The sequence below is a fragment of the Paracoccus sp. MBLB3053 genome (assembly GCF_031822435.1).
Lineage (GTDB): Bacteria > Pseudomonadota > Alphaproteobacteria > Rhodobacterales > Rhodobacteraceae > Paracoccus > Paracoccus aurantius.
Genome location: NZ_JAVQLW010000001.1, coordinates 2,158,650 through 2,171,836, shown reverse-complemented (window position 1 = coordinate 2,171,836; position 13,187 = coordinate 2,158,650). Strand labels below are relative to the sequence as shown.

Here is a 13,187-nt window from a genome sequence, read left to right as displayed (position 1 = left end):
TCCAAGATGCAGGATAGCCAGATCGTCGTTTCGGGTGGCGGCATAGCCGGCCTGATCGCTGCGGCCGCCTTCGGCAGTGCCGGGCATGTCGTGACTTGCGTGGACCCCGCGCCACCCGTGACCGACGAGGCCGCCGAAGGTTCGGACCTGCGCAGCACGGCCTTTCTGCACCCCTCCATCGCGGTTCTGGCGGCTGCGGGTCTGTGGGAACGGCTTGCCCCCCACGCGACCCCTCTGCAGGTCATGCGGATCATCGATGCGGGGGGGAAGGAATCGCAGGCCCGTCTGACCCGCGATTTCGACGCCTCGGAAATATCCGATCAACCCTTCGGGTGGAACCTGCCCAACTGGCTGCTCAAGCGCGAAATTTCGGCCCGACTGTCCTCGCTGCAGAATGTCCGGTTTCTTCCCGGGACGGGAACGGCCGATCTGGTCGTCCGCGACAGCGAAGCAATTGTGACGCTGACCGACGGAAGCTGTCTGCGCGCGCAACTGGTGATTGGCGCGGATGGGCGCAATTCGCCAGTGCGTCAGATGCTTGGCATCGGAACGCGCACGATCAGATATGGTCAGAAGGCCTTGGCCTTTGCCGTCACGCATGATCGTCCCCACGAAAATGTCTCGACCGAAATCCACCGCTCGGGCGGGCCCTTTACACTTGTTCCCCTGCCGGATCGGGACGGCAAGCCCTCCTCTGCCGTGGTCTGGATGGAGCGCGGCACCGAGACGGCGCGGCTGCGCGAACTGTCCCCCGAGGCGTTCGGCGCCGAGTTGAACCGCCGTTCGGCCGGCGTGCTCGGCCACCTGACCCAGGCCACCCGGCTGACGGAATGGCCTATCATCAGCCAGATCGCGGACAGTTTCACAGCCCCGCGCACCGCGCTCATCGCCGAGGCGGCCCATGTCGTGCCGCCGATTGGCGCACAGGGTCTGAACATGAGCCTCGCGGATCTTGCCTCGCTGCTCAGCGTCTCTGCTGGCGATCCCGGCAGCCAAGCCTCGCTTGATGCCTATAACCGCCGCCGCCGTCCCGAGGCGATGGCGCGCCTGGTCGGCATCGACGCCCTGAACCGGGCCAGCATGATCTCGGCCCGCCCGCTTCGGGATATTCGCGCGGCCGCTCTTGGCAGCCTTTACGCCGTGTCGCCCGTCCGGCGCGTTCTGATGCGCGCAGGTCTGGGGGTCAGTTGATCGCGGCGCCGAAGCGCCGACGGTTCCCCATGGCGCGACCCCGCGCAATCTGCCAGTAAAGCGCCATGGCAAAATCGATCACCGCTTTCACTTGCACTGCCTGCGGCGCCAGCCACAGGAAATGGGCCGGCCGCTGCGAAGCATGCGGCGAATGGAACAGCATCATAGAAGAGGCCCCGCTGTCCCAGGGGCCCGGACGCGGCCTGGGGACGCTCAAGGGCAAGCCGATCCCGCTTTCGGGACTGGCCACCAAGGAGGCGCCACCGGCCCGGGCTCATTCCGGCATTGCAGAATTCGACCGTGTTCTGGGCGGCGGCCTTGTTCCCGGCTCGGCCATCCTTGTCGGGGGTGATCCGGGGATCGGGAAATCCACCCTTTTGCTGCAGGCTGCCGCCGCCTTCGCGCGATCGGGCCAACAGGCAATCTATGTCTCGGGCGAGGAAGCCAGCGCACAGGTCCGGCTGCGCGCACAGCGGCTGGGGCTGGGCGACGCGCCGGTGCGGCTCGGGGCCGAGACGGCGCTGCGTGACATCCTGACCACGCTCGACGCCGAACGCCCCGATGTCGCCATCATCGATTCGATCCAGACGCTCTGGTCCGACCAGATCGAGGCGGCGCCTGGATCGGTGTCGCAGGTCAGGGCCGTTGCCCATGAGCTGACCACCTTTGCCAAAAGGCGCGGGACGACGGTCGTGCTTGTCGGCCATGTCACCAAGGAAGGCCAGATCGCCGGCCCCCGTGTCGTCGAACACATGGTCGATACCGTCCTTTATTTCGAAGGCGAGCGCGGACACCAGTTCCGCATTCTCAGGGCGCACAAGAACCGCTTCGGCCCGGCCGACGAAATCGGCGTCTTCGAGATGACGGGCGGCGGGCTTGCCGAGGTCGCGAACCCTTCCGCGCTTTTCCTGTCCGAACGCGGCCAGCCCAATGCCGGGTCGGCCGTCTATGCGGGAATCGAGGGCACGCGCCCCGTGCTGACAGAAGTTCAGGCCCTTGTTGCACCTTCGACACTGGCAAGCCCCCGGCGCACCGTCGTCGGTCTCGACTCGGGACGGGTCTCGACCATCCTTGCCGTGCTCGAGGCAAGATGCGCAATTCCGTTTGCCGGATTGGATGTTTTTCTCAATGTTGCCGGGGGGATGCGCGTCAATGAACCCGCCGCCGACCTTGCGATTGCGGCGGCTCTGCTGAGCGCGCGCGAGGACGCCGCCCTGCCCGCAGAAGCGGTTCTTTTCGGCGAAATCAGTCTTTCTGGCGCGCTCCGTCCAGTGGCGCAAACCGAAAACAGGTTGAAAGAAGCGCAGAAACTTGGTTTTTCACGAGCAATCCTGCCCGCGGCCACAAAGGTCGAGGGCGTGGGGGGGATGCGGATCGACCGCGTTTCGGATTTGACAGGCTTCGTGGGCGAAACATTCGGCGCCGGATGAGCTGGCCAGCCAGCACGAAGACAAAAAGGGCGTGTTAATGGACGGTTTCACCATCATCGACGGCATCGTGGCGATCGTGATCATCCTTTCGGCGATCCTGGCCTATGCGCGGGGATTTGTCCGCGAATCATTGGCCATTCTCGGATGGATCGGCGCGGCGGTTCTGGCCTTCATCTTCGCTCCTGCCGTCCGGCCAATGGTGGCGCAGGTTCCGGGGCTCAACAGGTTCCTGGCGGATAGCTGCGAGCTCTCGACGATTGCCGGTTTTGCAGCGGTCTTCGCGCTGGCGCTCGTCGTCTTCTCGATCATCACGCCGCTTTTCTCATCGGTCGTCCAGCGCTCGGCTCTGGGTGGGATCGACCAGGGGATGGGCTTCCTTTTCGGGGTGGCGCGGGGCATCCTGCTCGTCGCCGTGGCCTTCATCGTCTATGATCGCGTGATCGCGTCTCAGCCGATCGAAGTCGTCGACAATTCGCGCTCGGCCCAGGTTTTTTCGCGGATGACCGGCCAGATGGACGAACAGATCCCGCAAGATGCGCCGGGTTGGGTCGTTTCCAGATACGAACAGCTTGTGCGCGGCTGCGCTGCCACCCAAAGCGTGGACACCAGCACCCCTACCCCAGAGCCCGCGCCCGCGCCGGCAAACTGATCGGATCGCAGGCGGGTTGACCATTTCGTGACATAAAATGCGCCCCGCCGACCCGGCGGGGCGTGACTTCATCGGCGCAAGTCCCTATGTTAGCGGCAGTCGCGCCACAAATTTGCCCTCCCCCTAGCCCAATGAGCCGGTGATGATGCAGCCATTCCTCGCCCATCCCTTCGATTCCGATCGACTGCATGAAGAATGCGGTGTTTTCGGTGTAATCGGTGTCACGGATGCGGCCAACTTCGTCGCCCTCGGGCTCCATGCCTTGCAGCATCGCGGCCAGGAAGCGGGCGGCATCATCTCGCATGACGCCGAACAGGGCTTCAACAGCGCCCATCGCTTTGGATATGTTCGTGACAATTTCACGAAACAAAGCCTGATGGAGACCCTGCCCGGGTCGCTCGCCATCGGCCATGTCCGCTATTCGACCGCCGGCACCAAGGCCGCGACCGCGATCCGCGACGTGCAGCCCTTCTTCGGCGACTTCTCGATGGGCGGTTGTGCCGTCGCCCATAACGGCAACATCACCAACGCGATGGCCCTGCGCAAGGAACTGATCGAGCGTGGCTCGATCTTCCAGTCCAGCTCGGACAGCGAATGCATCATCCACCTGATGGCACGTTCGATCCAACGCAACATCCCCGAGCGGATGAAGGATGCGTTGCGCCGCGTCGAAGGTGCGTTCAGCGTCGTCGCCATGACCCGCACCAAGCTGGTCGGCGTGCGCGATCCCTTGGGGGTCCGCCCGTTGGTCCTCGGCAAGATCGGCGACGAGGGCTATGCACTGTCGTCGGAAACCTGCGGCCTCGACATTATCGGCGCCGAGTTCGTTCGTGAAATCGAACCTGGCGAGATGGTCGTGATTTCCAAGGGCGAAATCGAAAGCTCGCGCCCCTTCGGACCTTCGACCGGCCGCTTCTGCATCTTCGAGCATGTCTATTTCTCGCGCCCGGATTCGATCATCAAGGGCCGCTCGGTCTATGAGACCCGCCGCCAGATCGGCGTGGAACTGGCCCGCGAAGCCCCGGTCGAGGCAGATCTGGTCTGCGCCGTGCCGGACAGCGGCACCCCGGCCGCGATCGGCTTCGCGCATGAAAGCGGCATTCCCTTCGGCATGGGGATCATCCGCAACCAGTATATGGGCCGGACCTTCATCGAGCCGACCGAGCAGATCCGCAATATGGGCGTGCGCCTCAAGCTCAACGTCAACCGCGCGCTGGTCAAGGGCAAGCGGGTCGTCCTGGTCGACGACTCGGTCGTGCGCGGCACCACATCGCGCAAGATCAAGGACATGATCCTTGATGCCGGCGCCGCCGAAGTGCATTTCCGGATCGCCTCGCCGCCGACCTCCTGGCCCTGCTTCTACGGCGTCGATACGCCCGACCGTGAGAAACTCCTGGCCGCGCAGATGTCGGTCGAAGAAATGCGCGAATGGATCGGCGTGGACAGTCTCGCATTCGTCTCTCTCGACGGCCTCTACCGCGCAGTCGGCGAGGCGCAGGGCCGGAACACATCCTGCCCGCAATATTGCGATGCCTGCTTCTCGGGGGATTATCCGGTCGCGCCCTTCGACCAGCTCGAGCGCGGCTTCCGCATGAAGCCCGATTCCGAAACCTCGAACATCACCGGCCACGCGGCCGAATAGGGCTCGCTCGGGGAGCATTCCCCGAAAAAAGGCGGGGGCTCGATGCCCCCGCCTTTTTTGCTTTCTCAGCTGCGACCGGCACTTTCCGGCAAGAGCACGATAAAGCGGCTGCCCTCGCCGCGCTTGCTTTCGATCTTCATCCTGCCACGGTGGCGATTGACGATATGCTTGACGATCGCAAGGCCCAGCCCGGTTCCGCCCTGTTCGCGCGAGCGGTGCGAATCCACGCGGTAGAACCGTTCCGTCAGCCTGGGCAGGTGCCGCGCCTCGATGCCCTCGCCGCGATCCGCAACCGTGACCGCCCAGGCCGGACCGCGCAGAACCGGCTCATGCTCGATGCGCTCCAGGCTGACGCTGACAAGCCCCCCGCCACCGCCATATTTCAGCGCATTCTCGATCAGGTTGTGAAAGACCTGCACCAGCTGATCGGAATCACCGGGAACGGTCACCTGCTGATCTGTTCCGAATTGCTCGAGGCTGACGCCCGCCGCATCGGCTGCCGGGCTGAGCGTCGTGATCGCCGCCCGCAGAAGCGCGGCAAGTTCCACCCGCTCGAGAGGACGGCGACGCTCCTCCTGCTCGACACGGCTCAGCGACAGAAGCTCCCCGATCAGCCGGTTCATCCGGCCAGCTTCCCGCTCCATGATCGCAAGAAATCGGTCATGCGCGACGGGGTCGTTTTTTGCCGGCCCGCGCAATGTCTCGATGAAGCCCATGAGGGCGGTCAGGGGCGTGCGCAACTCATGGCTGACATTGGCGACGAAATCGCGCCGCATCAACTCGGTCTCCTCATGTCCCGAGCGATCCTCGATCGAGACGGCGGCGGCGCGGGCGCGGCCCACGGTCAGCGCGCTGACCGTCACTTCCGACAGCATCTCACCCTCACGCGTCCGAATCGTGGCGTTGAGCCTGATCCGGTCGTCCCCGCCCGCCAATACCGTTTCGACCGCCGTGTTCACTTCCGGATGGCGCAGCACCGTGACAAAGGGACGGGTCGCCTCGATCGGCCCCAGAAGCACCTCGGCTGCATCATTCGCCGCCAGCATGCGCGTTTCGGCATCGGCGACGAGCATGGGAATTGGAACCGCCGCGAGCGTGCGGCGCAGATCGTTTGCGGTCATTCTTGCGTCACCGGCTTCAGCCCTGCGCGAAAGCGGGCCGCATTGCGGCGGTAGCCTTCGGCGGATTTCAGGATCTTTGCCTTCGCGTCGTCGTCAAGCATGCGAACGATCCGTCCGGGGGAGCCCATCACCAGCGAGCCGGGAGGGATCTCCTTGCCCTCGGTCACAAGCGCTCCCGCGCCGATCAGCGAGCCGGCACCGATCCGCGCCCCGTTAAGGATGATCGCGCCCATCCCGATCAGCACGCCATCCTCGATGGTGCAGCCATGCAGCATCGCGCGATGGCCGATGGTGCAATCGGCGCCGATGGTCAGCGGGTGGCCCATATCGGTGTGGCACACGGTCAGTTCCTGGATATTCGAATTGCGGCCGACCCGGATCTCTTCGTTATCGCCGCGCAGGACCGATCCGAACCAGACACTCGCGCCTTCCTCGAGGACCACCTTGCCAATCAGCTGCGCATCGGGTGCCACCCAGGCATCCTCGGCCAGTTGTGGTCCGGCCCCGTCCAGTTCCCAGTTCATCGTCCCTCTTCCTCCATCAGGCGGCGCACGAAGGGACCCAGACCGACTTGGCGGGCGCGCCGCAGGCGCTCGGCTGTCAGGATCGTCTTCAGGGCCTCGGTACTCTGGTCGATATTCTCGTTGATGATGACATAGTCGTACTCGGCCCAATGGCTGATTTCATCCCGGCTTTTCTGCATGCGTCCGGCAATGATCTCGGGGGCATCCTGTCCACGCGAGACGAGCCGACGCTCAAGCTCGGCAAGACTTGGCGGCAGAACGAAGATCGAGATGACATGCGCGCCAAGCGCGGATGCCCGGATCTGCTGACCACCTTGCCAGTCCACGTCGAAAAGCGTGTCGCGCCCAGCCCGCATCGCCTCTTCGACGGGTTCGCGCGGTGTGCCATAGAGATTGCCGAAAACCTCGGCATGTTCGAGCATATTGCCTGCATCGACCATGGCGCGAAATTCCTCGCGGTCCCGAAAATAGTAATGTTCGCCCTCGACCTCGCCGGGACGCGCCTTGCGCGTCGTCGCAGAAACCGAGAAGCGCAAGGTCGGGTCCCATTCCATGAGCCGGCGCGCGAGGGTCGATTTTCCCGCACCCGACGGCGATGAAAGGATGACCAGAAGCCCGCTGCGTTCCATCTCGTCTGATCTCCTTTTTCTTATTTGCATTCTCATTCGAGGCGCCTGAATGACGCAGGCCGGGCATGATGGTCAAGGCCCGCGCGGAGGGCTGGTCGATTTTAACCATTGGTGAAGAAATCGCTCGGAAACAATGCGGAACAGGCGTTAGAATCGGGCTCGTAGTTCAAATGTTTCAGCGGTTGGGTTGGTCAAAGAATGTCCGAAAATGTCACGGAGGGCGGTTTCGACGCCAAGGGCCGGTTGTGCGAACAGGGCAACGGCAAGGGCAAGCTTCTGCATCTGTCGGATTACGGGCCGATCCAGGCCGACAGGATCATTTCCGAGATGCGCAGCTATTGGAACGGTCTGCGCGAAGGGCGTGCAATTCCTGCCCGCGCAGATATCGATCCCAGTGGCATTCGTCGCGCCATCGAACATGCCTTCATCCTTGAACGCATTGCCCCGGGGGCCGCGCGTTTTCGGCTGGCGGGGCGACACCTGAACGACCTGATGGGGATGGAGGTGCGCGGCATGCCCATCTGCGCCTTCCTCAACACAAGCTCGCGCGGTCGCCTGTCAGATGTGCTCGAAAGCGTGTTCAAGGGGCCCCAAATTGCCGAAATCTCGCTGGTCTCCGTGGCCAGCTATGGACGCCCCGCGCTTGGCGGCAAGATGATCATCTTGCCGCTGCGCTCGGATCTGGGCGACGTGAGCCGCGCCCTGGGTTGCCTGGTCGCCGAGGGGGAAATCGGCCAATCTCCGCGACGCTTTGATCTGGTCGGCGATCAGGTCATTCCCCTGATCCCGGGTGCAATGGTCGTCGAGCCCTCTGCCTCGACGGTGCACCCGGTTTCCGCGAGTTCGCGTTGGCAGCCACTTTCGGCTCGGAAGGACGCGCAGCCGCAGCCCGCGCCCACGCCGCAGGAGCCTGCCTCGCCCGCGGAAAGGCGGGCGCGGTTCCGGGTGGTCAGCCGGAACGACACGACGCCACAAACGCATATCCACAGCTGAGGAATATGGTCACATACGAGAGGCCGGCCGCCGCATGCGCCCCAACGATGTATCGCGATGGCGGACGCGACGCTGACACTCATCAGATCTCAGGATGTGTCCGACTTGTCCCGATCGCCTCAAGATGGCAGCGCAAGGCATGGCCGCCTCTCGCCCGCCGGCACGGAAGTCGGGCGCGCCAGCCGAGCCATTCGGCTGGACGGGTTCGATACCCCGGCATCGCCCTCGGCATGATGACGGATCGGAAGCTGGGCCACGACCATTTCAAAGCGTTCCCATGCTGCCTCGGGATCTCAGGGAAGTTGCGCCCTGCGACGTTCCTCTGCGTGCACGATCAATCGTCTGGATCATCAAAGAACTTTGCCCCGCAAAGGGCCTCCGGGTCAGTGCAATTGTCAGCGCAGCGTCGATTGGCTGAGAATTCGGCAGCCGAGACCAGAAGGCCAAGTGGGTCCCCGAATGCATCTCGGGAACCGATGTTGGCGGCAGCTCGCTCGGTGCCCTGGGCTTCGGCCGAAGGTTTTCTCCGACTCGCCACCTGCGGCAGAATACAAGGCCCCTGAGGTCTCACGGTCGGCCGCCAGATGGTCGAAGACGGCAGACGGAAATGTCTTCAAGCCTGCCGCATGGGGCATGCCCTTTGCGCTTGACGTCCGGTCAACGCCGCCCCCTGCATGGACAGTTTCAGATGAAAAAAAGACCTCGGTGGAGGCATGTCTTCCTTGCCGGGCAGAGAGCCCCGGACATGGTGGAATGCCCCGCCGCGCCTTGCGAGGGCGCTGGCACTGCCGTCGGTCTTCGGGCCGTTCTCGACGGGAACGAAACCTTGATGTCCTGGCCCGAGATCGGAAAGCTCGCCCATGTGCCATTCGCTGTTCTTCGTCTGGCTTTTCATCGGACAGCTGCGCGTCGGCCAGCCCATCGACGAAATCGAATGGCGGGAGCGTTCCTGGCCAGGGAAGTGCTGTGCAGCGTCGCCTCACTCTCGCCCGGATGGGCACAGGGATCGTGCCATCAAGAAAGGGCCGGGGTCATGCTGACCCCGGCCCCTTGGGTAATGACGCGCAGTTCAGACGGTCAGCTTGCCAGGTCGTGACGCAAGCCCGCGACACGGCGGTTGCGAAGCTCTTCGGCCACGAGGAAGGCCAGTTCCAGCGACTGGCTGGCGTTCAGGCGCGGATCGCATGCCGTGTGATAGCGGCTCGACAGGTCCTCATCGGTGACGGCGCGGACGCCGCCGGTGCATTCGGTCACGTCCTTACCGGTCATCTCGAAATGCACACCGCCGGGAATGGTACCCTCGGCGCGGTGAACGGCGAAGAACTCGCGAACCTCGCGCAGGACCGAATCGAAGGGCCGCGTCTTGTAGCCCGAAGCCGACTTGATCGTGTTTCCGTGCATCGGATCGCAGGACCAGACGACATTAGCCCCTTCGGACTGGACAGCCTTGACCAGGCGCGGCAGATGCTCCCCGACCGAACCGGCCCCAAAGCGGGCAATCAGCGTCAGTCGGCCTGGCTCGTTCTCGGGGTTCAGCTTCGCAATCAGCGTCTTGAGATCGCTGTCCGAAATCGAGGGGCCGCATTTCAGCCCGATCGGGTTCTGAACGCCGCGCGCGAATTCGACATGCGCGCCATCGATCTGACGGGTGCGATCGCCGATCCAGATCATGTGACCCGACCCCGCCACCGGCAGACCCGTGGTCGAATCGATCCGGCACAGGGCTTCTTCATATTCCAGAAGCAGCGCTTCGTGACTGGTGTAGAAGTCGACGGTGCCGAGCCCGTGGGCGGTTTCGGAAGTGACGCCCGCAGCCGCCATGAAGGCCATCGCGTCGCTGATGCGATCGGCGATATCGCGGTAACGCGCAGCTTCCTCGCCGCCGGTGAAGTCGCTGATCCAGCTTTGCACCCGGTGCATGTCCGCGTAACCACCGGTCGAAAAGGCGCGCAGGAGGTTGAGCGAAGCCGCGGCCTGCGTATAGGCCGACAGCATGCGCTGCGGATCGGGGATGCGGGCCTCGGGTGTGAAATCGAAGCCGTTGATGATGTCGCCGCGATAGCTCGGCAGTTCCGCGTCACCGATTTTCTCGGTCGGGGCCGAGCGCGGCTTGGCGAATTGCCCGGCCATGCGGCCGACCTTGACCACGGGCAGTTGCGCGCCCCAGGTCAGCACGATCGCCATCTGCAGCATCACCTTGAAGGTATCGCGGATATTGTCGGCCGAGAATTCGGAAAAGCTCTCGGCGCAGTCCCCACCCTGCAGCAGGAAGGAACGCCCGGCGCCGACTTCCGCCAGCGATGCCTTGAGCCGACGCGCCTCGCCGGCAAAGACAAGTGGTGGCATCTGCGCCAGCTGCGCCTCGACGGACTGCAGAGCGGGGCTGTCAGGATAATCGGGCATCTGGATGCGCGGATAGGCGCGCCAGCCACGCTTGTCCCAAGCCTGGGTCGCGGAACCGGTTTGATGCTTTGCCATTATCCTGTCCTCCTAAGAAACGGTGAGTGCGGTATAATGCGTCGATGGACCGAGGAAAAGCCTTGCGCACACCTGCGGCGCTTGCTCTTTTGCCGCTGATTCCGGACACGCGCCTTCATGCCAGACACGAACCCAGCCATTTCATCGCGCACCAGCCTGCCCGTCATGCGCTCTCAGCGCTATTATTTCCTTTTGCTCGAACGGTTTACGCTGATTTCTTTCGCCGCTGCGATTGAGCCGCTGCGGCTTGCGAACCGGCTTTCATGTCAGCATCTCTACGAATGGCGGGTCATTGGCGAGCAGGCGGATTTCGCGAGCTGCTCGAACGGAACACGGATAGCGCTGGATGGCGGACTGATCGAAACACAGCGCGGAGACACGATTCTGGTCTGCGGTGGGCTTGATGCATCCAGGGCGGCGACGCGCCCTGTGCTCGCCTGGTTGCGTCGCGAAGCACGACGGGGAACCCGGATCGGGGCGCTTTGCACCGGGGCCTGGGTCCTTGCGCAAGCTGGGCTTCTGGACGGCAGACGCGCGACCATTCATTGGGAAAATCAGGACGGCTTCGCCGAGGAATATCCCGACGTGACGCTGATCCGGACAGTCTTCGTCGAGGACGACAATCGGATCACCGCGGCCGGCGGCACCGCCGCAATCGATCTCATGCTGCGCCAGATCGCGCGCGACCACGGGAACGAATTGGCCAATCGGGTCGCAGATCAGATGATCCATACCTCGATCCGCTCGGAAGACGATCACCAGCGTCTTTCGATCACCACCCGGATCGGTGCCCGGCACCCGCGTCTTGCCCAAGTGGTCGCCCGCATGGAGGCAAATATCGAGGACCCGATCAGCCCCGCGAGGCTGGCCCAGGACGCGAACATGTCACCGCGCCAGCTTGAGCGACTCTTTGCGCGCTATGTCGGGCGCTCGCCCAAGCGCTACTATATGGAACTGCGGCTCGAACGCGCGCGCAACCTGCTGATGCAGACGCAGATGAGCGTGATGGAAATTGCGCTGGCCAGCGGCTTCGCCTCTGCTTCGCATTTCTCGAAATGCTACCGCGCGACCTATGGCAGCACCCCCTATCGACAACGTGGCACCGGCGAAACCCCCAGCTGATCGCCATTTCCTTTCGGTCATCCCTGACTTTTTGACGCTTTTGACCGGCAGTTTGCAATCTCGCGCACTTTTCTTTTGTCGGCTCCCCAGATAGCTTGCCGCCAGGACAATGTTCCATTCAGGGAGTCTGAAAATGAAAAAGCTTCTTCTGGCCAGCGTTGCCGGTGCCATGTTCGCCGGGGCTGCAGGAGCCGAAGATATCAAGCTGGGTATCTCGCTGGGCCTGACAGGGCCGCTGGAATCCATCTCGCCGGCGATGCAAAAGGGTGCCGAACTCGCCATGAAGGAAGTGTCGGACAGCGGCAAGCTTCTGGACGGCTCGACGATCGTGCCTGTCGTTGCGGATAACACCTGCGTCGATGCCGCGGCTTCGGTTGCCGCGGTCGAACGTCTTGTCAGCGCCGAAGGCGTCAAGGGCATCATGGGCGGCATGTGCTCGGGCGAAACCATCGCCTCGCTTGAAAAGGTCGGCGTGCCGAACGGCATCGTCATGATCTCGCCGTCGGCCACCTCACCTGCGCTTTCCTCCATCGACGACAAGGGCTTCTTCTTCCGGACCGCACCTTCGGATGCGCGTCAAGGCGAAGTCATGGCCGATATCGTGCTGGAAAAGGGCATCAACAGCGTTGCAGTGACCTATACGAACAACGACTACGGCAAGGGTCTCGCGGACAGCTTCGCCAATTCCTACAAGGAAAAGGGCGGCTCGGTGACGATCGTGGCCGCTCATGACGACGGCAAGGCGGATTACTCGGCCGAAGTCGCCGCGCTCGCGGCCGCAGGTGGAGACGCATTGGTTGTCGCCGGCTATGCCGATCAGGGTGGTTCGGGCGTGATCCAGGGTGCGCTGGATACGGGCGCCTTCGAAACCTTCGTTCTGCCCGACGGCATGGTCAACAACACGCTGGTCGAAAAGTTCGGCACCGCGCTTGAAACCTCTTTCGGCCAGAACCCCTCGGCCGAAGGTGAAGGCAACCAAAAATTCGCTGAGCTTGCCACGGCAGCCGGTTTTGACGGAACATCGGCCTATGCCGGCGAATCCTATGACTCGGCCGCGCTGATCATGCTGTCGATGCAGGCCGCCAAGTCTTCGGACCCCAAGGCCTACAAGGACAAGGTCATGGAAGTCGCGAACGCTCCGGGCGAAAAGATCTACCCGGGCGAACTGGGCAAGGCGCTGGAATTGATTGCCGCCGGGCAAGATGTCGATTATGTCGGCGCAACCTCGGTCGAACTGGTCGAGCCGGGCGAAAGCGCCGGTGTCTACCGCGAGGTCGATTTCAAGGGCGGTCAACTGAACGTTGTCAGCTACCGCTGAGTCATCGGCGAAAGACTACGGGGGGCCCGGATTTTTCCGGGCCTTTTCGATAATTATAACATGCCCTTAAAGGGGCTACTTCGCGCAAAT

Annotated in this window: 11 protein-coding genes; 7 read left to right on the top strand and 4 right to left on the bottom strand. The window is 63.4% G+C overall.

All coding sequences use genetic code 11. The features are described from left to right. Positions 1 to 6: 6 nt before the first annotated feature. The 4 genes from RGQ15_RS10840 to purF all read left to right on the top strand — a co-directional run bounded on the left by RGQ15_RS10840 (position 7) and on the right by purF (position 4,912). Positions 7 to 1,191: a UbiH/UbiF family hydroxylase gene (locus RGQ15_RS10840; RefSeq protein ID WP_311160233.1), complete on the top strand. Its 1,185-nt coding sequence runs from the start codon at positions 7 to 9 to the stop codon at positions 1,189 to 1,191. A 65-nt stretch (positions 1,192 to 1,256) separates the two neighbouring features. Further along, positions 1,257 to 2,621, top strand: a complete 1,365-nt coding sequence (gene radA, locus RGQ15_RS10835) for a DNA repair protein RadA (protein WP_311160232.1) — start codon at positions 1,257 to 1,259, stop codon at positions 2,619 to 2,621. 37 nt (positions 2,622 to 2,658) lie between these two features. Beyond that, entirely contained in the window at positions 2,659 to 3,270 is a 612-nt protein-coding gene (locus RGQ15_RS10830) for a CvpA family protein (RefSeq protein WP_311160231.1), read from the top strand. Positions 3,271 to 3,415: 145 nt separating this feature from the next. Then, positions 3,416 to 4,912, top strand: a complete 1,497-nt coding sequence (purF, locus tag RGQ15_RS10825) for an amidophosphoribosyltransferase (RefSeq protein ID WP_311161077.1) — start codon at positions 3,416 to 3,418, stop codon at positions 4,910 to 4,912. 65 nt (positions 4,913 to 4,977) lie between these two features. Here purF and RGQ15_RS10820 read toward each other — a convergent pair whose 3' ends face one another. Genes RGQ15_RS10820 through gmk form a run of 3 tightly spaced genes read right to left on the bottom strand, consistent with a single transcriptional unit; the run spans position 4,978 to position 7,186 of the window. Continuing rightward, positions 4,978 to 6,033 (bottom strand): sensor histidine kinase, encoded by a 1,056-nt coding sequence (locus RGQ15_RS10820; RefSeq protein WP_311160230.1) that lies wholly within the window; start codon positions 6,031 to 6,033, stop codon positions 4,978 to 4,980. Next, positions 6,030 to 6,557: a gamma carbonic anhydrase family protein gene (locus RGQ15_RS10815; protein ID WP_311160229.1), complete on the bottom strand. Its 528-nt coding sequence runs from the start codon at positions 6,555 to 6,557 to the stop codon at positions 6,030 to 6,032. Before RGQ15_RS10815 ends, RGQ15_RS10820 begins: the two co-directional genes overlap by 4 nt. Next, complete coding sequence (gene gmk / locus RGQ15_RS10810) at positions 6,554 to 7,186, bottom strand: guanylate kinase (protein WP_311160228.1); 633 nt, start codon at positions 7,184 to 7,186, stop codon at positions 6,554 to 6,556. Before gmk ends, RGQ15_RS10815 begins: the two co-directional genes overlap by 4 nt. Positions 7,187 to 7,384: 198 nt before the next feature. On the opposite strand from gmk, the gene RGQ15_RS10805 reads away from it, so the two are divergent. Then, on the top strand, positions 7,385 to 8,179 hold the full coding sequence (locus RGQ15_RS10805) for a PAS domain-containing protein (protein WP_311160227.1): 795 nt from the start codon (positions 7,385 to 7,387) through the stop codon (positions 8,177 to 8,179). Between the two features lie 1,077 nt (positions 8,180 to 9,256). Here the strand turns inward: RGQ15_RS10805 and RGQ15_RS10800 are convergent. Continuing rightward, positions 9,257 to 10,657 (bottom strand): class II 3-deoxy-7-phosphoheptulonate synthase, encoded by a 1,401-nt coding sequence (locus tag RGQ15_RS10800; protein ID WP_311160226.1) that lies wholly within the window; start codon positions 10,655 to 10,657, stop codon positions 9,257 to 9,259. Between the two features lie 117 nt (positions 10,658 to 10,774). Between RGQ15_RS10800 and RGQ15_RS10795 the strand changes: the two genes are divergently transcribed. Next, positions 10,775 to 11,779 (top strand): GlxA family transcriptional regulator, encoded by a 1,005-nt coding sequence (locus RGQ15_RS10795; protein ID WP_311160225.1) that lies wholly within the window; start codon positions 10,775 to 10,777, stop codon positions 11,777 to 11,779. 133 nt (positions 11,780 to 11,912) lie between these two features. After that, positions 11,913 to 13,097, top strand: a complete 1,185-nt coding sequence (locus tag RGQ15_RS10790; RefSeq protein WP_311160224.1) for an ABC transporter substrate-binding protein — start codon at positions 11,913 to 11,915, stop codon at positions 13,095 to 13,097. Positions 13,098 to 13,187: the final 90 nt, after the last annotated feature.